Raw genomic sequence first — 24,952 nt, forward strand, 5'->3', positions numbered from 1 at the left:
TCGGTGGCCTGCCGAGCCGGTGGGCACCCGCCTTGGCTGCCGATGGTGGCCTGACCGTGTGCGGCGGAACCCGCACAGCCTGCAGCCTTGCTTCTGACTCACCAGCAAGCCGGGCGCTGCGGGTGCGATCAGCGCGCCATGCCGGACGAAATGGCGCACCTTTGCGCCCATCTTCTTTTGCCGGATGCCCAGTCGTGATGCTATTAATTTAATAGCTATACGCCCTAGATATATATGCGCGGAAGGCCTTTTTAACCCATACTCCAAGACAGGTCGCCTCCACAGTACCCGACCGCCATCCCCGGGTTTCCGTCAGATAGAAACCAGCCCATCCCCTATAAGCTGCAACAGATAGATACATAAATCGGGAGAGCTGGAGGGATGGAATGGCAACCTTGATTCCGGCGCTGGGCGCCTGCACAGGCCGCATGACCTCGGGCGAGCGCCGCCTGGCCGAGCGGCTGGAGCAAAAGCTGGAGGACGACTACCTGCTGTGGTGGGACGTGCCCATCGGCCCCAAGCAGACGCGCCCCGACTTCGTGGTGCTGCACCCCCGCCGCGGCGCGCTCATCCTGGAAGTGAAGGACTGGCGCCTGGACACCATCCGCAACGCCACGCGCGAACGCTTCGAGATCGCGCCCGAGGGCCAGCTCAAGGTCGTCATGAGCCCGCTGCAGCAGGCGCGCCACTGCGCGATCCAGGTCGTCAATGCGCTGGAGCGCGACCCGCAACTGGTGGAGGGCGAGGGCCCCTACCAGGGCAAGCTCGCCTTCCCCTGGGGCCATGGCGTGGTCTTCACCCATATCACCCGCAAGCAATTCGAGGGCGCGGGCCTGGGCGAGGCGATTCCGTCCCACCTGGCCATCTGCAAGGACGAGATGTTCGAAGACGTGGACGCCGAAGCCTTTCAGCAGCGCCTGTGGGCCATGTACCCGCACACCTTCGGCCGCAAGAGCGCCATCACCCTGCCGCAGCTCGACCGCGTGCGGTGGATCCTGTTCCCCGAAGTGCGCGTGCCCCAGCAGCAAAGCCTGTTCGGGCAGGGAGCTGGCGGAGAGGGGGGTGACAGCGACGACGATGAAGACGCCCGCCTGCCCGGCATCATGCGGGTGATGGACCTGCAGCAGGAGCAGCTCGCCCGCAGCCTGGGCGACGGCCACCGCGTCATCCACGGCGTGGCCGGCTCGGGCAAGACCATGATCCTCGGCTACCGCGCCGAGCACCTGGCGCAGACGCAAACGGCGGGCGCCAAGCCCATCCTCATCCTTTGCTACAACGAGCCGCTGGGCGTGAAGCTGGCGGCCACCTTCCAGGCCAAAGGGCTGCAAGACCGCGTGCACGTGCGCCACTTCCACAAGTGGTGCCGCGACCAGTTGGTGGCCTACCACCTGCTGCCCGAGGGCACGCAGCGCTGGCCCGTGGACCAGCTCATGGCCGAGTACGTGCGGCGCGTCATCCACGGCGTGGACGCGGGCCACATTCCCGCCGGCCAGTACCACGCCATCCTCATCGACGAAGGCCATGACTTCGCGCCCGAATGGCTCAAGCTCGTCACCCAGATGGTGGACCCGGCCACCAACAGCCTGCTGCTGCTGTACGACGACGCGCAGAGCATCTATGACCGGGCCGACAAGAAGAACTTCAGCCTGAAAAGCGTCGGCATCCAGGCCCAGGGCCGCACCACCATCCTGAAGATCAACTACCGCAACACGCGGCAGATCCTGCAACTGGCCCACCGCATGGCCGGCGGCCTGCTCCAGCCCGAAGGCGCTGTGGGCGGGGAGGACGGCATTCCGCTGCTGCAACCCATGAGTTGCGGGCGAGAGGGGCCAGAGCCCATCGTGATCGACCTGCCCACGCTGCCGGAGCGCGCGGCACGGGTGGCCGAGTTGCTGGCGGACCAGCATGCGCAGGGGCATGCGTGGGGCGATATGGCGGTGTTGTGCCGGCATTACAGCGAGATGGAGGAATGCTCGGCGGCGTTGGTGCGAAAAGGGCTGCCGCACCGGATGCGCAAGAGGTCAGGGGATTACCGGCCGCAGGAGGACACGATCAAGGTGATGACCATGCATGCGAGCAAGGGGTTGGAGTGGGCGGTGGTGGCGGTGCTCATGGCGGTGAAAGACAAAGTAGATGGCGATGATCAAAGCACTACAAAAAAAGAATCTCGTCTCGTCTCGTCTCGTCTCGTCTCGTCTATGTCGCTGCCACACGAGCTACGAATTGGCTGTTGATTTAATCAATGAAGGGGGGGTTATGTTTCGTTTTTTTTGTCTGTATGCCGCAATTTTTTTGTTGACTTTGACAGGTTGCGCGAAAACTCAATATCACGAGGCAGAAGAATTTCTCAAAACGGACGGTGGAGATGAAAGGCAGTTCCATGCACTTGTTTATTATCCTAGAGAACATTCATTGCGCTATCCCGGTCTCATTATTGGAATAGAAAAATCTGACTCCGAAGCCATTAGAAATGGTGCGACAAATCAAAGCTTTTTAAAGAGTGACGATGATGTGATTGCGCAAAAAACCAATGGGTGGTTGCAGGATTTGCTGAGCAATGGGCGCAAGTCGATGTTTATTTCGCATGTCATTGAGAGCGACCGGCCTCAAGATCCATGTTTGATTTTCAATGCATACGATAAAAAGACAAAGCAAGGAAATATTGATTGCGATAAAAAGGAAGAAAGCTCAGAAAAGAGAGAGTCGGACTTGGGAAAAAATGGTGCCGATTACGAAAATGGCTGGGTTGCCATATTCGAGGTTAGAAAGAAAATCGAGGCCGCGTTGAAAAATTCGGGTCGATATACGCATGTGGTATTTTTGACCATGGGATGGAATACCAATCAAGTGGAGGCAGTGCAGAATTTCAATTCCTTGGTAATGCAGTTGAAAAGCGAGGCAACTGAACCATTCAACCCCTATGTCATAGGAGTAACGTGGCCCAGCCAATGGGATAGTAGCTGGTTTGAACCCATTATTAGAGCTGGAAGCCTTATCAATAAAGCCAATGATGCCGATGAGATTGGTGCAGGTTGGTTAGGAGCGATACTAAGATATGGAGTTGTACCTGCAGCAAGGAATAAAAACGTAAAACTCCTCGTAATCGGACATAGCTTCGGCGCGCGCGCGACTTCACATGCAGTGTGCAGAGGAACATTGCTTAAACTACCTGAAGATAAAGCTCTGCTAAGTGCTCCTGCACTGCAAAAGAATGACGTGTGGTGGTTGGTGGGATTACAGGCTGCCTATTCGCTCAACCGGTTTTCTAAAGAAGGCGCGGGCGTCATGCAGAAAATTAGTTATGCACCCCAATGTGAAACTGCAAGCCATCTTCTTTTCACAGCTTCGTCTAATGACTCTGCGGGTAAATGGAGCTATACCATATTGGGGGCTCCATTCGCAGGATCGATTGGAAATTGGAATTCCATGCGATTAGGGAAGAAGGAATCTAGAGGAAGTGCCCCTAGGTACGATTTTTATTCAACACAAAAGTCAGCAGGCAACCCTAATTATTCGGCGTGTCTGGATTACTCGGAAAATAACATCGACGCCCGATTTAAATATATTGATGCCAGCAATATTATAAAATTCAATGCTTATGGGACAGGCGCGGGAGCGCATAGCGATATCTATCGTTCCGAGACCGCAAGAATGATTTGGCAGTTCATAGGTGAACAGAAAATCAGCACATGCACGGCGTCAAACTAGCGGGGACCCCTTCCCCCGCGCTCACACCCGCACCGACGCCCCCGTCGCATAAAACTGCCCGCCCGCCACGTAATGCAGCGTGCGCAGTGCCTCCGGCGCTTCCCCGAAGTGCCAGTGCCCTTCCCGGAACACCCGCTCGTCCGCCCAGGCGGCCACCACCTCGGCGATGAACAGGTCGTACGCCTGCTGGTTGTGCGGCTCGGGCACCACGCGGCACATCAGCCAGGCCGCGCAGCCCTGCACCAGGGGCGTGGCTTCATGGCCGGGCGCGTGGAACAGTTCCACGCCGTAGTGCTGCAGCTTGTCGGCCCGTGCCTTGGCGCTGTCGGTGCCCACGCCCACGGTGAGCGCGGCCATGGCCTGGGTCGGCAGCTGCAGCGCGAACTGGCCGCTGGCTTCCACCAGCTCGCGCGTGCGCGTGGCCTTGTCGATCACCACGGTGACCTTGGGCGGGCTGAAGTCCAGCGCGCAGGCCCAGGCGGCGGCCATCACGTTGTCGGTGCCCGCGTGGTGTGCCGAGACGAGCACGGTCGGGCCATGGTTGAGCAGGCGGTAGGCCTTGTCGAGCGGGACGGGAGTGAAGTGGGTGGGGAGCATGGCGGGAGCGGATCGAAGAGATCAGGTGGGCGGGTAGGTGGGCGTTGGGTGAGTGATGGTCGGGGTACAGGTGCGGCGTGGCGGCGGCCTCCATTCGGTTGCTCTGCTTTTAATAGCAGACTGCCCTAGTGTTATTTGCGCTGGAGGCCATTTTGATGCTGCGCCTGCCAACACGGTTTGGCAGGATTTTCCTGCGGCGGCCAAAACCCCGCCGGGGTGTCGCCAAGGTGGCGCGCAGCGCCCGCGGGCGACCTGTGCGCGTGCAGGCAGCCGCTACCATCGTCCGATCCCTTTTTTTGCCCGGCGACGGGCGCCACGGAGACAAAAGCCATGTTCAGTCATGTGATGTTGGGTGTGAGCGATCTGGAAGTGTCCAAGCGGTTCTACGACGCGCTGCTCGGCACGCTGGGCATTGCTCCGGGGGCTGCCCACAAGAACCGCTATTTCTACCGCAGCCCCACGGGCACGTTCGCGATCTCCACGCCCATCAACGGCGAGCCGGCCTGCCACGGCAACGGCAGCACCATCGGGTTCACCGTGCAGTCGCCGGAACAGGCCCAGGCGTTTCACGACGCGGGCGTGGCCCACGGCGGCACCACCTGCGAAGACCCGCCGGGCTTTCGCGAGGGCCCGAGCGGCGCGCTGTACCTGGCGTATCTGCGCGACCCGGACGGCAACAAGCTCTGCGCGCTGCACCGGCCGCCCAAGGCGTAAAGCGCAAGGCAGTTGCTTATTTTTTGATAGCTGCTCGCGCTTGCCAGATCAGCGCCGGAGCCCCATTCGACTAAGTATCGATGGCCCTGGCCGCGCAGCCATCCGGCAGGCCGTCCAAACACTGCGCGATGAGCGCCGCCACCGCGGCAGGCTGTTCGCGGTGGGGCACGTGCCCCACACCGGGCAGGATTTCCACACGGGCCGGGCCGGCGGCCCAGCGGGCGATGCGCTCGGGCTGCTCGATGGAGCCGTACTCGTCGCGGTCGCCGTGCAGGGCCAGCACGGGGCAGGTGACGCGCGCCATGGCTTCGGCCAGGGACCAGTCGGCAAAGTCCGGGTGCAGCCAGGTATCCACCCACGCGTTCAGCACCCATCGCGCCTTGCCGGGGCCGTGGTAGCGGGCCAGGCGGTCCATGGCACCACGGCTGCGGAACTGGTCCCGCGCCTCGCGGATGCCCTGCAGCGTGCGCTCTTCCACGCAGGCCTGGGCGGAGATGGTGATGAGGGCGGTGCAGTCGCTGCCTGCATCGTCGCCAAGGCCGCCATGGCTGTCAGCAAGGCCACCACGCGCTGCGGCACAGTGCGCCGCCATGCCGCCGCCCACGCTGTGTCCCAGCGCCACGAAGCGCTGCACGCCGAAGTGCGCGCGCAGCGCAGGCAGGCTGGTGCGCGCTTCTTCTGCCACAAAGTCCCGCGGCAGCAGACCCGTGCGCGCGTCGGAGCGGCCGAAGCCCAGGCGGTCATAGGCGATCACTTCGCGGCCGGTGGCATGGCACAGCACGGCAGGAAAATCGCGCCACAGGTCCACGCAGCCCAGCGAGTCGTGGAAGAGAACGATGGGAGGCAGCGCGGCTCCATCGGGTGATGGCGATGGCGATGGGGACAGGGCGCTCCAGCGCCGGGCGAACAGGCGGCCTTGCGCGGTGGCGATGACATGGTCGGCGGGCTCGGCGACGGAGGTCTGTGCAGAGGGTGGGGAAGAAGCGGGGGCGCTCATGCCAAGCATTGTGTCGTCGCCGTCCGCTGGCGCCGGTCGCCGATGCGGCTGCTGCCGTTGGCTGCAGGCCGGGTGCACGGACGGGCGGGCGCGCGGGCGCGCGGGCGCGCTGTGGCGATACGGGATACTCGCTGCCACTGTTTTTTCTTCTCCCCATCCGCCTTTCCACCGCCCTGCAAGGACCGCCTCTTTGAAATCAGCCAGCCCAAGCACCTTCGACGAGGCGTACTACCAGCGCTTCTACTACGACAAGAAGACCAGCGTGGTGGACCCGCAGCACATGGAGCGCCTGGGCACCTTCGTGTGCAGCTACCTCAAGTACCTGCGGGTGCCGGTGCGGCGTGTGCTGGATGTGGGCTGCGGCATCGGCCTGTGGAAGGGCATCGTGGCGCAGCACTTTCCAGCGGCCAGCTACCAGGGCGTGGAGTTCAGCCCCTACCTGTGCGAGCGCTATGGTTGGCAGCAGGGCTCGGTGGTGGACTACCAGGCGAGCGAGCCGTTCGACCTGGTCATCTGCCAGGGCGTGCTGCCCTATCTCAGCCCGCCCGATCTGAAGGCCGCGCTGCGCAACCTGGGCCAGCTGAGCCGTGGCGCGATCTATGTCGAGGCCGTCTCCCGCGAGGACTACGAGCGCGACATCATCGATGAAGACCTGACCGATGCGCGCATCTTCCGGCACTCCGCCACGCTGTACCGGCGCGGGCTGCAGGAAGGGGCGCTGGAGTTGGGCGGCGGCCTGTGGCTGAGCCGCCAGGCCGAGGTGCCGCTGTTCGAGTTGGAGCACGTGGGTGGGTGATCGGGGCCGGTGAGGATGGGTTGACGGAGGGCGCCTACCGCCGACGCTACGGCAGATTTCAATAAAACGACGACGGGAGAGGTGATGGAAAACGCAGGGATCGGCGAGTTATCCAAGAGCATCGTGGCGTGGCTACCGTTGGCCTTGCCGCTCATCCTCGTGGTGATGTTTGGCTGGGTGATTTTGCGCACCGAGTCGTGGCATCTGCTGCGGCGGCGCACCTGGCAACTGGTGCACGGCAAGGGCGGCATCACCGATCCGGCATTGCAGAGCTATGTGGAAGAGCAGACCAACCTGACGGCCTTCCGTGTGTTCGTTGGCGTGCCGGTGGCCACCCTGGCAGAGGCGCACACGCTGATGGAATGGTGTCGTGCGCACAGCGTCCGGCTGGAGGCGCTGCGGCTTTGCGGGCAGTACTTCGATCTGGAAACGCGCACGATCAAGGGGAGCGTGCGGTTTCTGACGATCAAGGGCAATGCGTGGGGCTTGGCCGCGATGGCGTTGCTCCTGGCCTCTTTGGTCTCTTCCCTGCTGGTGACCGTGCCTTATGCAGGGCTGAGCTTGAAGGAAAGCGGCCAGCACTTTCTGGCGTCGGAGTCTCAGATCCGGCCCATGTGGCCGCTGTTGAATGCGCCCACTTTGAAAGCAAAAGATTGCGCCAAAGAGCAGGACGCAGCGGCGATGCGCCTGGGCTTTTTACCGAGCGATGTCGCGCTGCTCTGCGAAATGCTTCCAAAGCAGGAGTTTCGCGACTTTGTCCGCAAAGCACTGCTTGAACAGCGGATCGGACTCTTCGTTTTGATTGCTTTCATCTTGGTGGTCGCTTATTTCGCGGCCATGGTTGCGCTGGGTTGTCTATGCGCTCGCAAGTTGCTCAAGCGCCAGCTTCCGCCCTGGTTGCCGGGAGAGCAGATGCCACTGGATTTCGATGCTCGTTGAACAACATAAGGTGGGGCGGTCTGCGCCTGTTCCTCAATGGCTCGCCGCACACCGTAAGTTGCCGTGCCGGTCGGCATTGATCTCGAAGGCCATGCTGAAAGTGGCACCCCTAGAATGGCCCGAATGCATCCCGCCATCGCCCAACACCTGCCGCGCATCGCGACCATCTGCCAACGCTTTGGCGTGCGCCGGCTGGAGGTGTTCGGCTCCGCCGCCCGGGCGCATGACTTCGATCCGGGTACCAGCGATGTGGATTTTCTGGTGGAGTTCGCTGACCACGTGCCTGTCGGGCTGCACTCGTTTTTCGGCACCAAAGCCGCGCTGGAGCAATTGCTAGGCCGCCCGGTGGACTTGATCGAGCCGGGTGCGGTGCGCAATCCCTACGTGCTGGCCAGCATCAACCGCCATCGGGAGCCTGTGTATGTTGCCGCGTGATCCGCGCGCCTTTTTGTGGGATGTGCAGGCGGCGGCAAAGGCCATTCAGAATTTTCTTCAGGGCATGGACGCCGAGGCATACGCCGCCAACGAAATGGCGCAGGCGGCCGTGGAGCGCAAGTTCGAAATCATCGGCGAGGCGCTCGGCCAGTTGGCCAGGGCAGACGCCGCACTGGCCGCGCGCGTGCCCGATCTGGCGCAGATCGTGGCGTTTCGCAACCAGCTGATCCATGGTTACGCCACCATCCGTGTGCACACGGTCTGGACCGTGGCACAGGAGTCGTTGCCAGCACTGATCACCACGGTTGCCGCGCTGCTGGAAGAGTTGGCTTGACCGATCTTTCAGTGCTGTCTGCTGGCGACGCGCTCGTTCCCCACGCCGTCTCCCGCCTGCGCACCGAGCGCCTGGCGCGCAGCTCCAAGCCGTTCCTTGCCCGTGGCGGCCCGCGCGGCGAGCGCTGCCCTGGCTGCCGGCTGGTGCCCAGCCATTGCCTGTGCGCCGTGCGGCCGCCAGTCCCCACGCAGGCCGGCGTGTGCCTGCTGATGGCCGACATCGAGCCGCTCAAACCCACCAACACGGGCTGGCTGATCGCCGATGTCGTGCCCGACACCTTCGCCTTCGGCTGGGCGCGCACCGTGGTGGACCCGGACTTGCTGGCACTGCTGCGCGATCCGCGGTGGCAGCCGTATGTGGTGTTCCCAGGCGAGTTCGCAGAGCCCGGGCGCGTGGTGACGCAGGTGGAAACGCGGGCGGAGAAAGTGGCTCCAGGGCCGGGCGTGCCGCCGCTGCAGGGCCGGCGCCCGCTGTTCATTCTGCTGGACGCCACCTGGACCGAGGCGCGCAAGATGTTCCGCAAAAGCCCCTATCTGGACCACCTGCCGGTGCTCAGCTTGCAGCCCGACCAGCTATCGCGATACCGGCTGCGCCGCTCCCAGCGCGAGGACCATTTCTGCACCTCTGAAGTGGCGGCGATTTGCCTGGAACTGGCGGGCGAGTCGCACGCAGCGCAGACGCTGGAGGCGTATCTCGACGTGTTCACCCACCATTACCTGCAAGCCAAGCACCAGTTGCCAGTGGACAAGAACGGCGAGGCGCACAGCCGGTTGCGTGCCTTGCGGGCGCAGGTGCCGGGCGCTGCCGCAGCAGGTGTTGCGCGGCAGGGCGGATAAGGGCGTGGCGGCTGTAGTGCTTTCTTTCGCCCTAAAGACCCAGGCCCGGATACAAGTCAGATCCCTTCCCTTCAACGCTTGCAAGCCTCGCAGTAGTAGAAGTAAACGTCTTCTTCCTTGCCCTTGACCACGGGCGATAGATAGCCCACGCCACTGTCCGCCGCGAACGAGAGGCGCACCTGCCGGCCATCCGTGAATCGCACGTCCACGTTGTCGCTCGTGCATTCCCCGAACGAGCCGTAGTCGTTCATCACCGCCACCTGTGAAACGGGAATGGCTTGCCGCAGAAAGTTGCGCACGTACCGCTCCGTGACCCGGGCCGGCGCCGGATCGGCCGCGCAAGGCTTTCCCTCGGCGTCGAAGAACCGGGGGCTTGAAAGGGTGATGCGGCGAACCGGGCCGATGGCATAGTCGCGGGCTGCCATCCGGCGCTGGTCTTCGTCCAACTCGGGTGCGGCTGCGGGCGCCGCGGCTGCAGACTCCATCGTTGGCGGCGCAACGGGTGGTGCGGGTTGCCCTGCGAGTGCGGAATGGGCCAGCGTTGCCATGGCTGCCCACGCGAGCCATCGCATTGGGGCCGGGCGCCCCGTCATCGTGTTTCTCGTTGCCATAGGCCGTCTCTTTTGAAGTTGATTTTGGCTCCGGTTCGCGTTGGGGCGCGATGCTTGGGTTGACCAAGACGAGCACGGGCCCTTCGGTGGTTAACCTGGGCCTTTCGCCGCCAAGTCGAACGGCCGGCTCAAAAACCGCGAGCCCTTTTCGCCGAACCGCCAGGGCACATCCGCCGCCTTGGAAATGCCGATGCGTGGGCCGGCCGCCACTTGGGGCGCCGGCTGGCCTGCCGCCGCAATCTGCAGCAGCGCAAACGGCGGCAGATGCAGCGGCTTGCCATTGAGGCGCGCGTCGATGCCCAGCGCCTGCGCCAGGCGGCCAGGGCCCGCGCACAGCAGGCGCACGTCTTGCAGGCCGCGGCGCTCGCGCATGGTGTCCAGCCCGTGGGTGGGTTCGATGGCGCGCAGTAGCACGCCGGCGCCATGGCCCGCTTCGCGGCACACGGTGTTGACGCACCAGTGAAGGCCGTACGAGCGGTACACATACGCGCAACCCGGCGGGCCGAACATGGCCGCGTTGCGGGCCGTGGGGCCGCCGAAGGTGTGCGATGCAGGGTCGAGCTGGTCGTAGGCCTCGGTTTCCACAATGCGGCCGCCCACGCCGTCGATCAGCAGCGTCACGCCGATGAGCCGGCGCGCTACTTCATGCGCCGCCGCGGTGAAATCGATGTCGGCGGGGATCAGGGGCAGGGCATGGGGCATGGGCGCGATGCTAAGACAGGAGCGGCGGGTGCCGGTGGTGCCCTTTGGCAAGGCGCGGATGGGGCATGCTGTCGGCGTCGGCGGGTCCATGGCGGACTGCGGTGCGGGTCATCATCCACGTGCCGCCAACGGCGCGGAAGCCACGGCGATACTGGCGGGTCGATCGTACTGCCCGATTGGCGTTTCGCCATGCCAGGCAGCAACTTCCTCTATCCAACGAACTGAAAACGAAGGCATGCCCATGAATCTCCCGTCCCACCGATGGCTTCGCACCTGCTTTGCGCTGGTCCTTTCCTGCCTGCTGGCGAGCGCCCCGTGGGCGGCGGAACTGAGCGCCAAGCGGCAGGCCTTGCTGATGTCCATGTTCAAGGAGGATGCCGTGCTGACCGAGCAGGTGCACCGCGATTTCTGGGCAGGCGTGGACGTCTCCGATGCCGCCGCCACCGAGGCCGCGCAAGACCGTTTGGCTGCGGCGATGCGCAATTCGATCGAGTTCGAGCGGGCAACGGCGCTGAGCTACCAGGCCAGCATGAAACAGCGCAAGCCCGTGGTGAATCCGCGCTACGAATCGGCCCTGAAAGACCGTCTGGCAATGCTGAAAGCGCGCAACCTGTCGCCCGATGACGTGCTGGCCAAGGACAAGGCGTTTCGCGCCTCGCTGGTGCCGATCTCGCGCGGCAAGCCGTTCGACGCAGACGGCAAGCGCATCGTCATGACGCCTGCGTTGGCCGATGCCACGCTGCAGCGTGTAGAGGCCTCGCACCAGCGGCTGGAACGGTTGCTCAATCCGGTGTGGGCCGGCGCCGGGGGCTGATGACTCATCTGCCTCGCTGTGAGACAGATGCAGGCAGGCTGTGTGCTACTTGGCAGTAGGAAACGTGAATTCCGGGCCCATGAGGTCTTCACACGAGTCGCAGTAAAGGTAGTACGTGGTCTGTTGAATTTGCAGAACCCCCCAGCCTGTCGCGTTGTCCAGCGACAAACGGCCTTTTTTCCGGTTCTGGAATTGAATTTGCGCTTCGGCTTGGCAGTCGCCTTGGTCCAGGCTCTGGCGATAGTTGTACCGGGCACTGCGCACGGCATGCTGCCAAAAATATTCCACGCGGCGGGAGTCGATGGCGAGGTTCGTGCAATTTGAATTTCCGCCTTCCACGCTTTTGGCCGCGCCATTGGCAATGCGGATGAAGGAAAGGTGGCCGATGGCCTGGGGCGCACCGGCAGAGTGCTGAACGCCGGCGCTGGCGCCTGCCGCGTTCAGCCCGCTCAGCGCCAATGCCAACCCCCAGATGACGCGGTTCATTGCCATGCCATGGTCGGAACTTCGGTGGGCCCGGGGCTGACCGCCCACGGAAAGCCGGGGTTTCTTTGCGCTGAAGATCATGTGCGGCTGGGTTGCTTCATGGATGAGGCCAGGGCAGGAGGATAGGCGGTCTTTTCCGGGCGCAAAATATCCCGATGAAAGCTCCCCCCAGACTCCAGTCCCTCATCGAGGAAGGCCTCATCGACACCGTGGTGCGTCAGCTCATGAGCGGCAAGGAAGCCATGGTGTACGTGGTGCGCTGCGGCGACGAAACGCGCTGCGCCAAGATCTACAAAGAGGCCACGCACCGCAGTTTTCGGCAGGCAGTGGATTACACCGAGAACCGCCGGGTGAAGAATTCGCGCTCGGCCCGGGCCATGGCCAAGGGCAGCAAGTTCGGCCGGCAGGAGCAAGAGGCGGCGTGGCAGAGCGCCGAGGTCGATGCGCTCTACCGGCTGGCGGCTGCGGGCGTGCGGGTGCCGCAGCCGTTCAATTTCCACGAAGGCGTGCTGCTGATGGAACTGGTGACCGATGCCCATGGCGATGCGGCGCCGCGCCTGAACGACGTGGCGTTCACGCCCGAGCAGGCGCGGGCGCACCATGCCACGCTGATCGCCGAAGTGGTGCGCATGCTGTGCGCGGGCGTGGTGCACGGGGATTTGTCCGAGTTCAACATCCTGCTGGCGCACATCCCTGGCGCTGATGCGGATGAAGGCGCCGAGGGCCCGGTCATCATCGACCTGCCACAGGCCGTGGACGCGGCGGGCAACAACCATGCGCCGCGCATGCTGCTGCGCGACGTGGCCAATCTGCGCGATTTTTTCGGCCAGTTCGCCCCCGAGTTGCGCGCCACCGAGTATGGCCCCGAGATCTGGACCCTGTACCAGAGCGGCCAACTCACGAACGAGACCCCGCTCACGGGCCGCTACGAGCGGCGCCACGCGGATGTGGACCTGCATGCGGTGATGCGCGAGATCGACGACGCGCGGGCCGAGGACGCGGCGCGCCGGCTGCGCATGGCGGGCGGGTAGGTCGTGGACAGAGGGGGGCGGGGGGTGGGGCCGTGATGGTTGAGCGGCTTTGCTCGCCCCCGGGGCGGCTCAGGACGGTGGCCTGACGGATGCGAGGCCCGACGCGCGGCGGTGGGCGCGCCGGGCTCACAAACCTTCACAAAACAGGCCCCCAGGCATGCGGTTTGCCCCGCAAAATCGCCAGCCGGGCAAGGTCGCCGGACACCACAGGAGCACACAGCCATGGGGAAAGCCACCAAACCCGCGCACGGCCCTGCCGTGCCTTTGGCGATGACACTGCCGGATCCGCACCGATGACGCCCGCCGCCTGCGCGATCTGCGGCCAGCGCACGGCCGATGCGGCCGAAGGCGCTTACGGCGACTGGGTCGCCTTTGCCGACCACGACAACCACGCGCTGCCCGACCCCGGCGGGCCACCGCAAGGGCTGGCCTATTTCTGCGTCGGCCACCTGGCCCTCGCCCGCGAGCGCGCCGCATGGCGGTGCCTCGATGCCCTGGATGCCCTTCGCGCGCAGGCGGATGTGCAGGCGGCGGCCGCCCTGTCTGCCCCGGTGCCGCTGGGCGATGCGGCCGAAGCCGCGGAAGGCCACCAGCGGCCCTGGTGGCCACGCTGGTGGGGCTGAGGGGCCCGCGGCTTCCTCGGGCTGCCTTGGCCGATGCCGTGCCTGGCAGCGCCTGCCCGCACGGGCAGGGAATCGGCAGGGAACCGGGCGGCTCTTGCGGGGTCATTCACTGCCGTTGCCGGTCTTTTCTTTTCCGCACATAGGGTGTCAGCCACGATGGTTTCTTCTTGTTCGATTGCGCACCCTGTGCGCGCCGTGCCCCGCGGCGCTTTCCTTGCGCTCTGCGCGGCTCTCGCGCTCGCGGCCTGCGCCATGGCGCCCCGGGCCTGGGCGCAGAGCTACACGATTTCCGCCGAGCAGATGCAGGGCGCCGTGGCCGAGAAGTTTCCGCGCCGCTATGCGCTGGGCGGCCTGATGAATCTGGATGTGCAGGCCCCGAGGCTGCGGCTGCTGCCGCAGCAAAACCGCCTGAACGCAGACATGGACGTGACCGCTTCCGGCCCGCTGCTGCAGCGCCGCTACGCCGGTGCGTTCGATGTGGACTTTGCGCTGCGCTACGAGCCGTCGGACCGCACGATCCGCGCGCACCAGTTGCACGTGAACGCGCTGCGCCTGGAGGGCCTGCAGCCCCAGGCCGCCGACATGCTCGACATCTATGGTCCGCAACTGGCGCAGCAGACGCTGAGCGAGGTGGTGCTGCACCAGTTGCGCCCGCAGGACCTGGCCGTGCCGGATGGCCTGGGCATGCAGCCCAGCAGCATCACGGTGACGGACAGGGGGCTGGTCGTTCGGTTTGCGCCCAAGGCGGCGCCATAGCGCATGTGAGGTGCCCGCGCATGCCGCACATGCCGTCTTTCGCTTCGGCTGCAATGCATTCGTTTCCGCCCCTGCTGGCGCGGTGCCCCGCGCGGGATCGACCTCCCACCCCGCGACGCAATCCCCATCGGCCCGTGCCCGGGCGCCATGGTGCGTTGGCCCATGGCGGCCCCGTTGGTTAAAGTAGCGGCCCTCGCCCCCATGGCGCCCTTCGGCCCCGGCCTTTGCGCGCCCGCGGCCCCTCGATCCCCAACGCGGCAGAAAACCCATGACCCAGGACCCGGCTCGACAGAGCGAATTGAAGAAGATGGAGCTGTGCGACGCCTGCGCCGGCATCCAGCGCAACTGGCGCCGCGCGCCCGGCCATGCCGAGCTGGTGCAGCGCGGCAACCGCAAGGAAGAGCGCGACCACGGCCTGGTCACCATCACCCGCTACCAGTGCGACCGCTGCGGCACGGCGTGGGAATACGAGAACGACAAGACCGACCAGCGCGCCGGCTGGTCGGTGGTGGGGCGCTGAAGGCCGGCCACCGAGCAGGCAATTCATTGGCTCAGAATTGCTATCAATTGAATAGCTATATGCCCTAGTGGATATTGCGCTGCAAGCCCCTGGGGCTGGTAATTCGGGGCGAGCTGGATGGCGCGCACAGCCGGCTTTCCGGCACCGTCCTACGCCCGGACCTGCGAACGGCGGCTAAAACCGGCTCTGGAAGGCGGCGCCTTCGCGCCTGGGGTCATCGTTGCATTCAGGCGCCCGCGCCGTTCGCAGCAACGACGATCCCAAGGAATCCCGGCCCCATGCTCTTTGCCCGCTCCCCGACCCCCGATCCCGAACCGTCTGCCAACGAGGCCACGGCCGCGCCGTTGCCCGAGCGCACCGTCGTCGTCATCACGGGCGCCTCCAGCGGCATCGGGCACGCCACGGCGCTGGCCTTCGCCCGGCGCGGCGCGTGCATCGTGCTGGCCTCGCGCGATGCCGGCACCCTGTCGGCGGTGGCGCTGGCCTGCCGGGCCGAAGGCGGCACCGCCATCGGCGTTCCCACCGACGTGACCGATCCCCAGGCCGTGCAGGCCCTGCGGGCCAAGGCGCTGCGCCACTTCGGCCACATCGACGTGTGGGTGAACAGCGTGGGCGTGGGCGCCGTGGGCCGCTTCGAAGACGTGCCCGTGGCCGCGCACCGCCGCGTGCTGGAGGCCAACCTGCTGGGCCACCTGCACGGCGCGCACGTCGTGCTGCCGCATTTTCGCGAACGCGGCCGCGGCACGCTGGTCAACCTGATCTCGATGGGCGGCTGGGTGCCTGCGCCGTATGCCGCCGCGTACACCGCCAGCAAATTCGGCCTGCGCGGGCTGTCGGAAAGCCTGCGCGCCGAGGTGTCCGACCTGCCCCACGTGCATGTGTGCGACGTGGCACCCACCTTCGTCGATTCGCCGGGCCTCTCGCACGGCGCCAACTACACGGGCCGCAGCATCCGCCCGCCGCTGCCCATGGTGGACCCGCGCCGCGTGGCCGACGCCATCGTGGGCCTGTCCACCCGCCCGCGCGATGTGACCTGGCTCGGCGCGCCCGCGCTGCCCGGCCGCATCGCCCACGCGCTGGCGCCGGCCAGCGTGGGCCGCGCGATGCGCTGGCTGACCGACGCGGCGCTGCGGCGCGCGCGTGAAGTGCCCCCGTCCGAAGGCAACCTGTTCAAGCCCTCGCGCGGCGCCGCCATCGACGGCGGCCACCGCGATCACCGCGACAGCCGGCTGGCCGCCGTGGCGGCGCTCGGCGTGGCGGGCCTGGTCTGCGGCTGGTGGCTGGCCACGCGCGAGACCGAAGGCGACGGCACCCGTCCGAAGCCCTAGGCATGGGGCACCACTGCGCGGCGTCTGCGGGCGCGCGAGCGGCATGGCCGGCCCTGCTGCGCAGGGGGCCCATGGGCCGCAGCCTGTTTCGTTTGAACTGAAAGGATGAGTCCATGACCGCTTCCTCGCTCTCCCAGGCCGCGCGCGCCGCGCAGACCTTCACGCTCTATGCGGCCGGTGGCCGCGTGTACGCCAGCAACGTGCGCGACAAGCTCATCGACCTGGGCGAGCTGAAAGAAGCCCAGGGCCACTACGGCTATGCGCTGGACGGCGGCGACCAGGTGTCGCGCGACGGTTTTCCCAGCCCCGAGGACGCGCTGGCGGACATCGCCGGTACTGTCACCTTCCTGTATCTGGACGGCCAGTTCACCGCGCTCGAGGATCTGTCCGAGGGCCGCAGCCCGGACCTCAGCGACATGCCGCAGATCCAGGTCAGCCTGGACGCGCTGGGCCACGGCGAGCCGGCCATTTCCGCGGACATTTAGCCGTTCGCCATCCACTGCCCAACGACCACGGCGGACCCATGATCGACACGCCCCACATCGCTGAACTTCCCGCCCGCCCCACGGCGTTCATCCACGTCACCTGCACCCGCGAGGAAATCCAGCAGGTCATGGGCCAGGGCGTGCGCGACCTGATGGATGCCATCGCCGCCCAGGGCGCCGCGCCTGCGGGCCCGTGGTTCACCCACCACCGGCGCCGGCCCACGGACACCTTCGACTTCGAGATCAGCGTCCCCCTGGCTTCGTCCATCGGCCCGCACGGCCGCATGCAGCCCGGCGAGTGGCCCGCACGGTGCACCGCGGCCGCTACGAAGACCTGGCCGGCGCCTGGGGCGATTTCCTGCAATGGATCGAGGGCGAGGGCCTCACGCCCACGAACGAGCTGTGGGAGTGCTACCTGACGGGGCCCGAGACCGGCTCGGACCCGGCCGCCTGGCGCACGGAGCTGAACCAGCCGCTGCAGGATTGAGTGGCTTGCCGGCCGCGCCGGGGTGATTTGCTATTGAATTAATAGCACTTCAGGCATGCAATGCGCCGGCATGGGCCGGTTTTGCCTTGAAATGCCGGATCGGGATGGCACGGCAGTGCGGCTGGTCCCTCCCTGCTGCGCGGCCTGCGCGGCCTGCGCGCAGGCCACTGTTCCATCCCTGCACCAGTCCGTCCTGCCGCGCCCGCGTTGCAGCGCCGCCGGTCGCCCCCATGTGCAGTGACAGACCATGCCGCCGCATGGCCCGCGCCACGCTGGCCGCACCCCGGTGCCGCACGCCGGCCGCAGGGGCCACGCGCGGCGCCACCCAGGAGCTTTCCATGCCAGCCGTTGCCGACACCCCGATCCTGAACACCCAGCCCCTGGGCGCGCTTTGGCCCACGCTGGACCCGTTCCTGTTCTGCGCCCACCACGACGACGCCTACCCGCCCGGCAATGCCGAGCTGGGGCCTGATGCCCCCCTGAACGGCCGGCAGATCGGCCAGGATTTTTCGGGCCGGGACGGCTGGAGCATGTACCACGGCGACGTGGTGCCCGGGTTTCCGCCGCACCCCCATCGCGGGTTCGAGACCGTGACCATCGTGCGCAAGGGCCTCATCGACCATGCCGATTCGCTGGGAGCGGCCGCCCGCTTCGGCCAGGGCGACGTGCAGTGGCTCACCGCCGGTGACGGCGTGGTGCATTCCGAGATGTTCCCGCTGCTGGACCGCACGGCGCCCAACCCGCTGGAGCTGTTCCAGATCTGGCTCAACCTGCCCGCGCGCTCCAAGCGGGTCGATCCGCACTTCACCATGTTCTGGGCCGGCGACATTCCGCGCGTGGTGGAGCCGGGAACGGACGGCGGCGGCGCCACCCACGTGGCCGTGGTGGCCGGCCGGCTGGGCAAGGCCGCGCCGCTGGCGCCCCCGCCGGGATCGTGGGCCGCGCAGGCCGAGGCCGACGTGGCCATCTGGACGCTGCGCCTGGAGACTGGCGCGCGCTTTGCGCTGCCCGCCGCCACGGGCCAGGGCACGCGGCGCATGCTGTACTTTTTTGCCGGCAGCGGCGTCACGCTGGCCGGCCAGCCGGTGGACCACGCCGCGCTGGAGCTGCGTGCGGGCGAGGCAGTGGAACTGCACAACGGCGGCACGGCCGATGCCGAATTCCTGCTGCTGCAGGGCCGGCCCCTGGCCGAGCCGGTGGTGCAGTACGGCCCCTTCGTGATGAACACGCAGCAGGAAATCGCCGAGGCCCTGGCCGACTACCGCCGCACCGGCTTCGGCGGCTGGCCGTGGGGCGATGCGGCGCCGGTGCACGGGCCGGACGCGGGCCGGTTCGCGCAGCGGCCCGGCGGGGCGCCGCCGGAGGTGCCGGCGCCGGTGGCCGTGGGATTGCCATCGGCCGGGTAATCGGACTGTCATTTTTTGTGTGCAAATGGTTATTGCCGTGGGGTGGAGAGGCCCGACTAGTATTTGCGCTCCCTCAGTACTGGAGTCAATCAATGGGGCAGTGCTACACCTCGGGCGATTTCAAAAAATACTTCAACGAGAACATGCAAGACTTGGGATTGCCCGTGCCTTCAACGCTGTTCGATACGTACAACACAGCCCTCAGCACGGCCTCGACGATGGTGGGGACTTTGGCTACTTTGGGCAAAGGTGCCACGATGGCTGAACTGGTCGGCGCCACTGTGGGTCTGGAAAAGCTGGCGGTGGCTGCCTCCATCGGGGCCTCCGCGTACACCGGAGCGGCCATCGGCAGCATCGCGGTGGCCGCGGGGCGCTCTCTCGGCTGTGGATCGCGCATGTCCGATCTGTTCGTGATGGCTCGCCAGAACAAGCTGGAGTTCGATGGGCTGGCCGCTTTCTATGCGAACAACCCCCAGGTCATTCAGAAAAACCATCCGGGCCGGGCACGCTTTGGAATGCAAGCCAGAATCGCTCCGGCCAATTTCAGTTATGCGTGATGAATAGCCTTCTATTCCTGCTGCTTTGCATCGTGTTGGCGGTGCTCGCCTGGGGCGCTTTCCAGTTTCTGGGCCACTACGCATTTTTGCTCATGGTCGTCGTCGTCGTGGCATTGCTTGTCAGCAAGGCGGGAAAACCGAAGTTCAGGCAGAAAAAGTAGCCGTTCGTGCAATCGGGGAACTGCTGCGAGGCCGCTTTCCGAGCGATGTGGCTGCGGGCACCCATGGCGCGCGTTGTTCGACAATGCAGGCCTGCACCGCCGGGCGCGCGCCGTCCGGCTTCGACCGATCCACCGACCTGTCCGAACCCTCTCTCCATGAACATCTCCAAAGACACCGCCGTCACCTTGAGCTACAAGGTCACCACGCCGCAGGGCAAGCCGCTCGATTCCGGCCACATGGCTTATCTGCATGGCGGCTACGAAGGCATTTTTCCTAAAGTGGAGGCCGCGCTGGACGGCCAGGCCACGGGCTTTGCCGCCACGCTGGACCTGACCGCCGCCGAGGCCTTCGGCGAGCGCGACGAGAGCCTGGTGCGCACCATCCCCAAGAGCGAGTTCCCACCCGGCGTGAAGGTGGGCGGCCAGCTGCGCGGCGCAGGCAACGACGGGCGCGAGCACGTGTTCAACGTTGTCAAGATCAAGGGCCCCGAGGTGCACCTGGATGGCAACCACCCGCTGGCCGGTCAGGCGCTGCGCTTTTCCTGCAAGGTGACCGAGGTGCGGCCCGCGTCGTCCGAAGAAGTGGTGCACCGCCACGTGCACGGCGGGCACGGCCACCACCATTGAACGGCATGGCCATGGGCGTATTGCTATAAAAAATATAGCGACATGCCCTAGTGTTGATTGCGCTGGAAGCCTTTTTTGCTCCAGGCGCTGAATGCGCGCCCGGTCAGAACTGCACGTCCACCACGACGTTGTCCAGGTAGGTGCCCTCCACCGGCGCCACCTGGTCGGGGTACACCCGGGCGCGGTACGGAAAGACGTGCGATGCCGTGCCGTTGGCGATGCCGCCGGCCGGCCCGGACGTGGCCTGGCTGCTGGACACGCGCGAGCCTGCAGCCGTGCCCCAGGGCGTGGTGCCCGCGCCGAAGAAGATGTCGTAGGCCAGCCGGTTGCTGCCGTTGGCCATCTGGCGCCGCCCGCCGCTCGGGTTGCTGCCGGGCCCCAGGCCCACGGTATAGACCATGCCGGTGGTGCACACCATCGCCACCTGCGATGCGGCCTCGCCGAAGCCCGTGGGCAGCGCGGCGCTGCCGAAGTTGATGGCCCCGGGCGTGATGAGGCAGTCGTTGCTCACCTGCAGCTCCACCGTCACGGTGCGCGTGGCGGTGCCTGCGTACACCGTGCCCAGGCAGGTGCTGATCAGGCCGAGCCCGTCGCACAGGTTGTAGGTCCAGGCCAACCGCAGCGTGTCGCGGTAGGTGCCGGCCGGGACGTTGGCGTTCAGCGTGGCGATCTGCAGCGGCACGGTGGCCTTGCGGTTGGGCAGCAGGGTGAGGATGTTGGCCCCGGTGGCGTTGATCACCAGCAGGCCCGACGAATAGGTGAGCCCGCTGCCGTTGCCCGCCTGGTAGCCGATGGTCTTGGTGCTGTCGCTGATGTTGCGCAGCAAGAAGCCGTTGTCGCTGGTGAGCGTGGCGCGCAGCAGGCTGTCGGTGGACAGCAGCGACAGCAGCCCGGAGCCGCAGGTGATGGAAAAGCTGCCCGGCGTGGTCAGGCTGCTGTCGCGCACGGCGAACGAGGACGCCGTGCCCAGCGAGGCGCCGGTTTCCGCGTAGCTGCAGACGGCGGCGAATGCCGGCGCGCCCGCTCCCAGGGCCGCCAGGGCGAGCAGGGTGCGCACGGCCCCGGCCACCCAGGCGATGGGAGAGGGCCGGCAGCTGGCCGAGGTCACGATTGCATCTCCGGGGCGGCGTCGGCCGGCGCGTCGCCCGTGCGGCACACCACGCGCAGGTCGCGGGTGCCGGCATAGGCCTGCTCGCTGAACGCGCCGCGGCACACCTCTCCGTCCGGCAGGCGCGCCACCAGCGTGTTGCGGGCCTGCAGCGCGGTGAGGTACACCACGCCGTCCCAGCCGACCACCGTGGGCACGTTGCCCTGCTCGTGGACCACGGCGGTGCCGGCCGGCAGCGGTGCGCCCCGGCTGTCCACCAGCGTGATGGTGGCGGTGCGCATGCGCATCACCGGCAGCCGCACCAGGGTGCCGGTGCCGCGGGCCACCGCCACGCGCTTTTCCAGGCTGGGCGTGTGCACGTCCGCCGGCAGCGACAGCGGGTCGATCTCGTAGCGGCCTTCGTAGTAGGCCGGCACCTCGGGCACCAGCAAATAGCCGCGGGCGTTGGTGCGGCCCACCCGCTGGTGGTTGAACAGCACGGGCACGTCCGCCATGCCGTCCGTGGACACCAGCGCGAAGCCGTCGCTGATGCGGTTGGAGGCGAACGCGTAGCCGTCCATCAGTCCGATCGAGCCGGCCGCGCCCGCAAAGCGCGTGCCGTGGCCGGCCATGCCGTAGGCGCCGCCCTGCACCGTCATGGTGTCGCCGCGGTAGAGCGCCGAGGCCTGGCTGTAGCGGTTCGCCTGGCCGCCCACCGTGTGCCCCACGTTCCAGCCGAAGCCGCCGTCCGATGGCACGGTGCGCTGCACGCTGGCCTGCGCCTGGAGCGTGCCGTCGCCGTAGCGGGCCACGGCGGTCTGCGCGCTCGATTGCGGCCCGAGGATGTAGGTGAGCTGCAGGCGCATCTGCGTCTGGCCCGTCTCCAGCGTGCGCCCGGCGGTGAACGACAGGTAGCTGCGGTCCCCGAGCGGCGTGCTGTAGCCGGCGTAGGCCAGCCGACTGCGCTGGCCCTCGCGGCTTTGCAGGTCCACCCAGCCCACGCTGAACGAGCCGCGCGCCACGTTCAGGCTGGCATCGAGCTGCCGCGTGCGGCGCGGCAGTTGAAAGCCGTCGTCGGCATAGGTGCTGGCATCGCCGTAGCCGGGCGTGCGCTGCAGCTGCTGCATCGAGATGCCGCCGCGCGTACTCTGGAACTGGTAGCCCAGGCCGAGTTGCCAGCCGCTGCGGTCGCGCTGCGCCTGCCCGCGCGTGACGGAGGCATTGGCCACCCCCAGCAGCCCCAGCCGCAGCAGCCCGCCTGCGCCCACCACGCTCAGCCCGCGGCCCGCCTGCGCCTGGGTTTCGACGGTGAACGCTTCGGTGACGCCCTGGCGGTACACGCCCGAGGCCAGCGGCCGGCCATACGACAGGCTGCGAAAACCATAGGCGCGGCGCAGGGCCCCGAGCGACACCGAATAGTCGGTCCAGCCCGGGCGCAGCAACTGCGTGTTGACGTAGAACGGCACCGAGGTCAGCACCTGCCGCCCGAGCGCATCGGTGGTCACCACCGAGGCCGTGCCCGATCCGTTCACCGTGGGCAGCTCGCCCAGCGTGAACGGGCCCGGCGCCACGGCCCGGTTGGCCGCACGGAAGCCGTTGATGAACACGTCCACCGCCGAAGGCACGGCCGCCTGGCCCGAGAAGGCGGGCAGCGGATAGGTCACCAGGTCGGGCCGGATGGTGAAGTTGCGGGACCATTGCACGCCGCCCATCCGCACCGGCGTGCTCCACTGCAGCGAGCCGGTGATGAGGTCGCCGTACACGGTCTGCGTGGCCTCTTGCGTTTCGGGGCGGGTCCACTGCGTGTCGTAGCGCACGTAGCCGGTGGACATGCCGGTGGAGCCGTGCCGGAAGATGCCGGTGCTGGACACCACGCCGGGCGTGCCGAAGTACCGGGCCTCGGACCAGACCGACGACGTGGTGCGTCCCTGCGTGGTCATGGCGTAGGCATCGTAGTTGAACAGCAGGCCGCTGCCCCCGCCCAGCGGCAGCTGCGTGCGGCTGTGGTCGGCCAGGTCCTGCATCGGCAGCCACTCGGGCGGCACCTGCAGGAGCAGGCGCTGGCCCAGGCTGTCGTACTGGGCCGAGACGCCGGGCAGGCTGTCCACGGCCACGGGGGCGCCGTCCGGCTCCGGGGTCTGCACGTGGAATTCGCGCAGGGTCTGCGCGTCGATCTCGTAGCGGGTGCCGCTTTGCAGCACCTTGACGACTTCGCCGGTGGTCTTGCCGTTGACGACCAGTTCCAGGAACAGCGTGAGGGTCGAGTAGGCGTTGGCGCTCGCGTCCGGCACCGGGTAGTCGCTGGCGCTGAGCAGCCGCGGCAGGCACGCCACCAGCACCCCCCACCGGGCGATGCGGGCGCGCAGCGGAGAAGGGCGCGGTTCATTGCGATGCACGGGGCAATTGGGCTTCGCGCCCGTTGACCGTCACCGTCAGGCTGTGGTCGGGTGAGGGCGGCGCCACCAGGTCCAGCGGCATCTGGCCATGGGGCAGCACGTAGTTCAGCACGTCCTTGGGCGGCGCTGCGGGGCTGCCGCTGCGCGTCCAGGCGACGGAGGTGATGCGCGCGTGCGACGTGCCCTGGTTGTGCACCACGACCTGGCTGGCGCTGCCCGCGCGCGCGATGCCCCAGGACAGGTCGGGGGCGAGAACGGCCGTGCCATCGACCAGCGACCGGGCGTCGGCCAGGCGCTGCGGCAGCGTGTCCGGGCCATAGACGAAGAGCGGGATCGCATAGCGGATCTGCAGGCGCACGGCCACCGCCGCGTCGCTGGGAAGCGCCTGCGGCGTGCGGGAGGCGCCGGCCGAGGGGGCGGTGGGCGCGGCAGGCGCTGGCGGCGCCGGGGCGTCCGAGGGCGCGGCGGCGGGCAGTTCGTCCACCAGCACGCGGTAGGCCTGCTCCACCCGCGCCGGCACCGGCTGCGTGGACAGCAGACGCACCATCTGGCGCTGGCCCGGCGGAATGTGGCTGATGGGCGGGCTGGCCACCACCTCGCGCTGCGCCTCGAACTTGTCCTGCCCTTCGGCCTGGCGCCACTGGAACACCCGCACCTGCATCGACACGGGCTCGGCGCCCCGGTTCTCCAGCCACAGCGCCACCGCGCGCTGGGGGCCGGCGATGACCGGGTCCACGGGCCAGATCATGATCGGCGTGGCCGCGTGCGCCGGCGCGGTTCCCGGGCCGATGCCGCACAGGCAGGCCAGGGCCAGCGCCCGGGCCAGTGCGTGGAGGGGGTTGAGTATCACCACGACAGGGTCACCTGCACGGTGTCGGTGTAGGTGCCGGCACCGAGCCCGGTGCCCGGGAACGTCGCCGTGGCCTGGATGGGCAGGGCCGTGGGCGTGGCCCCCAGCGCCATGTTCGCCGCCACGTTGGGCAGCAGGGCGGGCGAGCCGGTCGCCATCAGCGTGAGCGCATAGGGAATGAACTGCGAGCCGTTGGAGAGCCGGCGCTGCGCGCCGCTGGCATGCAGGCCGCTGCCGACCGTCACCTGCAGCGTGGTGCCTGGTGTGCACAGCACCTGGGCCTGCATGCCCGGGCCGCCCGTGGCCATCACGCTGTGCGTGCCGGTGCGCACGGGCGAATGCACGCCGAAATCGATCAGGCCGAACGACAGCCCGGTGGTCTGCGCGCTGCCCGAGATCTGGCAGCCGCGCGTCACCGTGGCGCTCACGGGGATCGTGGCCGTGGTGGCGATGGGCGTGGCGGCATGGGCGGGGTCGGGCAGGCAAAGCGACAGCGCCGCGATCGCGGCCGCTGGCAAGGCGGCCCATGCAGGCGCCGCATCGGCACGGGGCAGGCTGAAAAGGGGGGCAGGGTCTTTCAGGACGAGCGGGGGCCCGTGCCGTCCGATGGCTTGCATCATGGATTTCCTCCGGGCGCGGGCGGGCCGGGCACGTGGCCGGCCGCCGAGC

General features: G+C 67.1%; 30 protein-coding genes. 19 read left to right on the plus strand and 11 right to left on the minus strand.

Going from position 1 to position 24,952, the window contains the following annotated elements:
- Positions 1-386: 386 nt before the first annotated feature.
- Together M5C98_RS01105 and M5C98_RS01110 are read left to right on the plus strand one after the other, a co-directional pair.
- Positions 387-2,234: a DEAD/DEAH box helicase gene (locus M5C98_RS01105; RefSeq protein ID WP_442867217.1), complete on the plus strand. Its 1,848-nt coding sequence runs from the start codon at positions 387-389 to the stop codon at positions 2,232-2,234.
- Positions 2,224-3,708 carry a hypothetical protein gene (locus M5C98_RS01110; protein ID WP_272550475.1) on the plus strand — a complete coding sequence of 495 codons (1,485 nt, stop codon included), beginning with the start codon at positions 2,224-2,226 and terminating at the stop codon, positions 3,706-3,708. Before M5C98_RS01105 ends, M5C98_RS01110 begins: the two co-directional genes overlap by 11 nt.
- A gap of 21 nt (positions 3,709-3,729) precedes the next feature.
- Here M5C98_RS01110 and M5C98_RS01115 read toward each other — a convergent pair whose 3' ends face one another.
- Positions 3,730-4,305 (minus strand): flavin reductase family protein, encoded by a 576-nt coding sequence (locus M5C98_RS01115; protein WP_272550476.1) that lies wholly within the window; start codon positions 4,303-4,305, stop codon positions 3,730-3,732.
- A 330-nt stretch (positions 4,306-4,635) separates the two neighbouring features.
- Between M5C98_RS01115 and M5C98_RS01120 the strand changes: the two genes are divergently transcribed.
- Positions 4,636-5,019, plus strand: a complete 384-nt coding sequence (locus tag M5C98_RS01120; RefSeq protein WP_272550477.1) for a VOC family protein — start codon at positions 4,636-4,638, stop codon at positions 5,017-5,019.
- A 70-nt stretch (positions 5,020-5,089) separates the two neighbouring features.
- Here M5C98_RS01120 and M5C98_RS01125 read toward each other — a convergent pair whose 3' ends face one another.
- Complete coding sequence (locus tag M5C98_RS01125) at positions 5,090-6,016, minus strand: alpha/beta fold hydrolase (protein WP_272550478.1); 927 nt, start codon at positions 6,014-6,016, stop codon at positions 5,090-5,092.
- Positions 6,017-6,206: 190 nt separating this feature from the next.
- Between M5C98_RS01125 and M5C98_RS01130 the strand changes: the two genes are divergently transcribed.
- From M5C98_RS01130 to M5C98_RS01150, 5 genes are all read left to right on the plus strand, one after another.
- On the plus strand, positions 6,207-6,812 hold the full coding sequence (locus M5C98_RS01130; protein WP_272550479.1) for a class I SAM-dependent methyltransferase: 606 nt from the start codon (positions 6,207-6,209) through the stop codon (positions 6,810-6,812).
- 84 nt (positions 6,813-6,896) lie between these two features.
- Positions 6,897-7,751 carry a DUF6216 family protein gene (locus M5C98_RS01135; RefSeq protein WP_272550480.1) on the plus strand — a complete coding sequence of 285 codons (855 nt, stop codon included), beginning with the start codon at positions 6,897-6,899 and terminating at the stop codon, positions 7,749-7,751.
- 123 nt (positions 7,752-7,874) lie between these two features.
- A complete protein-coding gene (locus M5C98_RS01140) occupies positions 7,875-8,186 on the plus strand; it encodes a nucleotidyltransferase family protein (RefSeq protein ID WP_272550481.1) in 312 nt (103 codons plus the stop codon).
- Positions 8,173-8,520: a HepT-like ribonuclease domain-containing protein gene (locus M5C98_RS01145; protein ID WP_272550483.1), complete on the plus strand. Its 348-nt coding sequence runs from the start codon at positions 8,173-8,175 to the stop codon at positions 8,518-8,520. Before M5C98_RS01140 ends, M5C98_RS01145 begins: the two co-directional genes overlap by 14 nt.
- Positions 8,517-9,356: a tRNA-uridine aminocarboxypropyltransferase gene (locus M5C98_RS01150; protein WP_272550485.1), complete on the plus strand. Its 840-nt coding sequence runs from the start codon at positions 8,517-8,519 to the stop codon at positions 9,354-9,356. Before M5C98_RS01145 ends, M5C98_RS01150 begins: the two co-directional genes overlap by 4 nt.
- Before the next feature lie 71 nt (positions 9,357-9,427).
- On the opposite strand, the gene M5C98_RS01155 is transcribed toward M5C98_RS01150, so the two are convergent.
- Together M5C98_RS01155 and M5C98_RS01160 are read right to left on the minus strand one after the other, a co-directional pair.
- Positions 9,428-9,967, minus strand: coding sequence for a hypothetical protein (locus M5C98_RS01155; RefSeq protein ID WP_272550486.1), 540 nt, complete (start codon positions 9,965-9,967; stop codon positions 9,428-9,430).
- A gap of 90 nt (positions 9,968-10,057) precedes the next feature.
- Positions 10,058-10,669: a DNA-3-methyladenine glycosylase gene (locus M5C98_RS01160; RefSeq protein WP_272550488.1), complete on the minus strand. Its 612-nt coding sequence runs from the start codon at positions 10,667-10,669 to the stop codon at positions 10,058-10,060.
- A 241-nt stretch (positions 10,670-10,910) separates the two neighbouring features.
- Between M5C98_RS01160 and M5C98_RS01165 the strand changes: the two genes are divergently transcribed.
- A complete protein-coding gene (locus M5C98_RS01165) occupies positions 10,911-11,483 on the plus strand; it encodes a hypothetical protein (protein WP_272550490.1) in 573 nt (190 codons plus the stop codon).
- A 45-nt stretch (positions 11,484-11,528) separates the two neighbouring features.
- Here M5C98_RS01165 and M5C98_RS01170 read toward each other — a convergent pair whose 3' ends face one another.
- Positions 11,529-11,969 (minus strand): hypothetical protein, encoded by a 441-nt coding sequence (locus tag M5C98_RS01170; protein WP_272550491.1) that lies wholly within the window; start codon positions 11,967-11,969, stop codon positions 11,529-11,531.
- A gap of 155 nt (positions 11,970-12,124) precedes the next feature.
- Here M5C98_RS01170 and M5C98_RS01175 point away from each other — a divergent pair, with 155 nt between their 5' ends.
- The 7 genes from M5C98_RS01175 to M5C98_RS01205 all read left to right on the plus strand — a co-directional run bounded on the left by M5C98_RS01175 (position 12,125) and on the right by M5C98_RS01205 (position 17,199).
- Positions 12,125-13,000: a PA4780 family RIO1-like protein kinase gene (locus tag M5C98_RS01175; protein ID WP_272550492.1), complete on the plus strand. Its 876-nt coding sequence runs from the start codon at positions 12,125-12,127 to the stop codon at positions 12,998-13,000.
- A gap of 293 nt (positions 13,001-13,293) precedes the next feature.
- Complete coding sequence (locus M5C98_RS01180; RefSeq protein ID WP_272550494.1) at positions 13,294-13,623, plus strand: hypothetical protein; 330 nt, start codon at positions 13,294-13,296, stop codon at positions 13,621-13,623.
- 252 nt (positions 13,624-13,875) lie between these two features.
- A complete protein-coding gene (locus tag M5C98_RS01185; RefSeq protein WP_272550495.1) occupies positions 13,876-14,379 on the plus strand; it encodes a DUF1439 domain-containing protein in 504 nt (167 codons plus the stop codon).
- A gap of 268 nt (positions 14,380-14,647) precedes the next feature.
- The gene (locus tag M5C98_RS01190) at positions 14,648-14,899 is read left to right on the plus strand and encodes a hypothetical protein (RefSeq protein WP_272550496.1); all 252 of its coding nucleotides are present in this window, start codon (positions 14,648-14,650) and stop codon (positions 14,897-14,899) included.
- 278 nt (positions 14,900-15,177) lie between these two features.
- Positions 15,178-16,227, plus strand: coding sequence for an SDR family oxidoreductase (locus M5C98_RS01195; protein WP_272550498.1), 1,050 nt, complete (start codon positions 15,178-15,180; stop codon positions 16,225-16,227).
- A gap of 113 nt (positions 16,228-16,340) precedes the next feature.
- A complete protein-coding gene (locus tag M5C98_RS01200) occupies positions 16,341-16,712 on the plus strand; it encodes a hypothetical protein (protein WP_272550499.1) in 372 nt (123 codons plus the stop codon).
- A 298-nt stretch (positions 16,713-17,010) separates the two neighbouring features.
- On the plus strand, positions 17,011-17,199 hold the full coding sequence (locus M5C98_RS01205; protein ID WP_272550500.1) for a hypothetical protein: 189 nt from the start codon (positions 17,011-17,013) through the stop codon (positions 17,197-17,199).
- Positions 17,200-17,248: 49 nt separating this feature from the next.
- Here M5C98_RS01205 and M5C98_RS01210 read toward each other — a convergent pair whose 3' ends face one another.
- Positions 17,249-17,539, minus strand: coding sequence for a hypothetical protein (locus tag M5C98_RS01210; protein WP_272550501.1), 291 nt, complete (start codon positions 17,537-17,539; stop codon positions 17,249-17,251).
- Here M5C98_RS01210 and M5C98_RS01215 point away from each other — a divergent pair.
- On the plus strand, positions 17,538-18,605 hold the full coding sequence (locus tag M5C98_RS01215; RefSeq protein WP_272550503.1) for a pirin family protein: 1,068 nt from the start codon (positions 17,538-17,540) through the stop codon (positions 18,603-18,605). The genes M5C98_RS01210 and M5C98_RS01215 overlap by 2 nt on opposite strands.
- A gap of 92 nt (positions 18,606-18,697) precedes the next feature.
- Positions 18,698-19,162 carry a hypothetical protein gene (locus M5C98_RS01220; RefSeq protein WP_272550504.1) on the plus strand — a complete coding sequence of 155 codons (465 nt, stop codon included), beginning with the start codon at positions 18,698-18,700 and terminating at the stop codon, positions 19,160-19,162.
- A 76-nt stretch (positions 19,163-19,238) separates the two neighbouring features.
- Here M5C98_RS01220 and M5C98_RS01225 read toward each other — a convergent pair whose 3' ends face one another.
- Positions 19,239-19,481: a hypothetical protein gene (locus M5C98_RS01225; RefSeq protein ID WP_272550506.1), complete on the minus strand. Its 243-nt coding sequence runs from the start codon at positions 19,479-19,481 to the stop codon at positions 19,239-19,241.
- On the opposite strand from M5C98_RS01225, the gene M5C98_RS01230 reads away from it, so the two are divergent.
- Positions 19,480-19,950 (plus strand): FKBP-type peptidyl-prolyl cis-trans isomerase, encoded by a 471-nt coding sequence (locus M5C98_RS01230; RefSeq protein WP_272550507.1) that lies wholly within the window; start codon positions 19,480-19,482, stop codon positions 19,948-19,950. The genes M5C98_RS01225 and M5C98_RS01230 overlap by 2 nt on opposite strands.
- A 103-nt stretch (positions 19,951-20,053) precedes the next feature.
- On the opposite strand, the gene M5C98_RS01235 is transcribed toward M5C98_RS01230, so the two are convergent.
- Genes M5C98_RS01235 through M5C98_RS01250 form a run of 4 tightly spaced genes read right to left on the minus strand, consistent with a single transcriptional unit; the run spans position 20,054 to position 24,903 of the window.
- Positions 20,054-21,058 carry a Csu type fimbrial protein gene (locus M5C98_RS01235; protein WP_272550508.1) on the minus strand — a complete coding sequence of 335 codons (1,005 nt, stop codon included), beginning with the start codon at positions 21,056-21,058 and terminating at the stop codon, positions 20,054-20,056.
- Positions 21,055-23,433 carry a fimbria/pilus outer membrane usher protein gene (locus tag M5C98_RS01240; RefSeq protein ID WP_272550509.1) on the minus strand — a complete coding sequence of 793 codons (2,379 nt, stop codon included), beginning with the start codon at positions 23,431-23,433 and terminating at the stop codon, positions 21,055-21,057. Before M5C98_RS01240 ends, M5C98_RS01235 begins: the two co-directional genes overlap by 4 nt.
- Positions 23,420-24,286 (minus strand): fimbrial biogenesis chaperone, encoded by an 867-nt coding sequence (locus M5C98_RS01245; RefSeq protein ID WP_272550510.1) that lies wholly within the window; start codon positions 24,284-24,286, stop codon positions 23,420-23,422. The genes M5C98_RS01240 and M5C98_RS01245 overlap by 14 nt, the downstream gene beginning before the upstream one ends.
- The gene (locus tag M5C98_RS01250) at positions 24,280-24,903 is read right to left on the minus strand and encodes a spore coat protein U domain-containing protein (RefSeq protein ID WP_272550511.1); all 624 of its coding nucleotides are present in this window, start codon (positions 24,901-24,903) and stop codon (positions 24,280-24,282) included. Before M5C98_RS01250 ends, M5C98_RS01245 begins: the two co-directional genes overlap by 7 nt.
- Positions 24,904-24,952 lie beyond the last annotated feature (49 nt).

This window comes from Acidovorax sp. NCPPB 3576 (assembly GCF_028473605.1).
Classification (GTDB): domain Bacteria; phylum Pseudomonadota; class Gammaproteobacteria; order Burkholderiales; family Burkholderiaceae_C; genus Paracidovorax.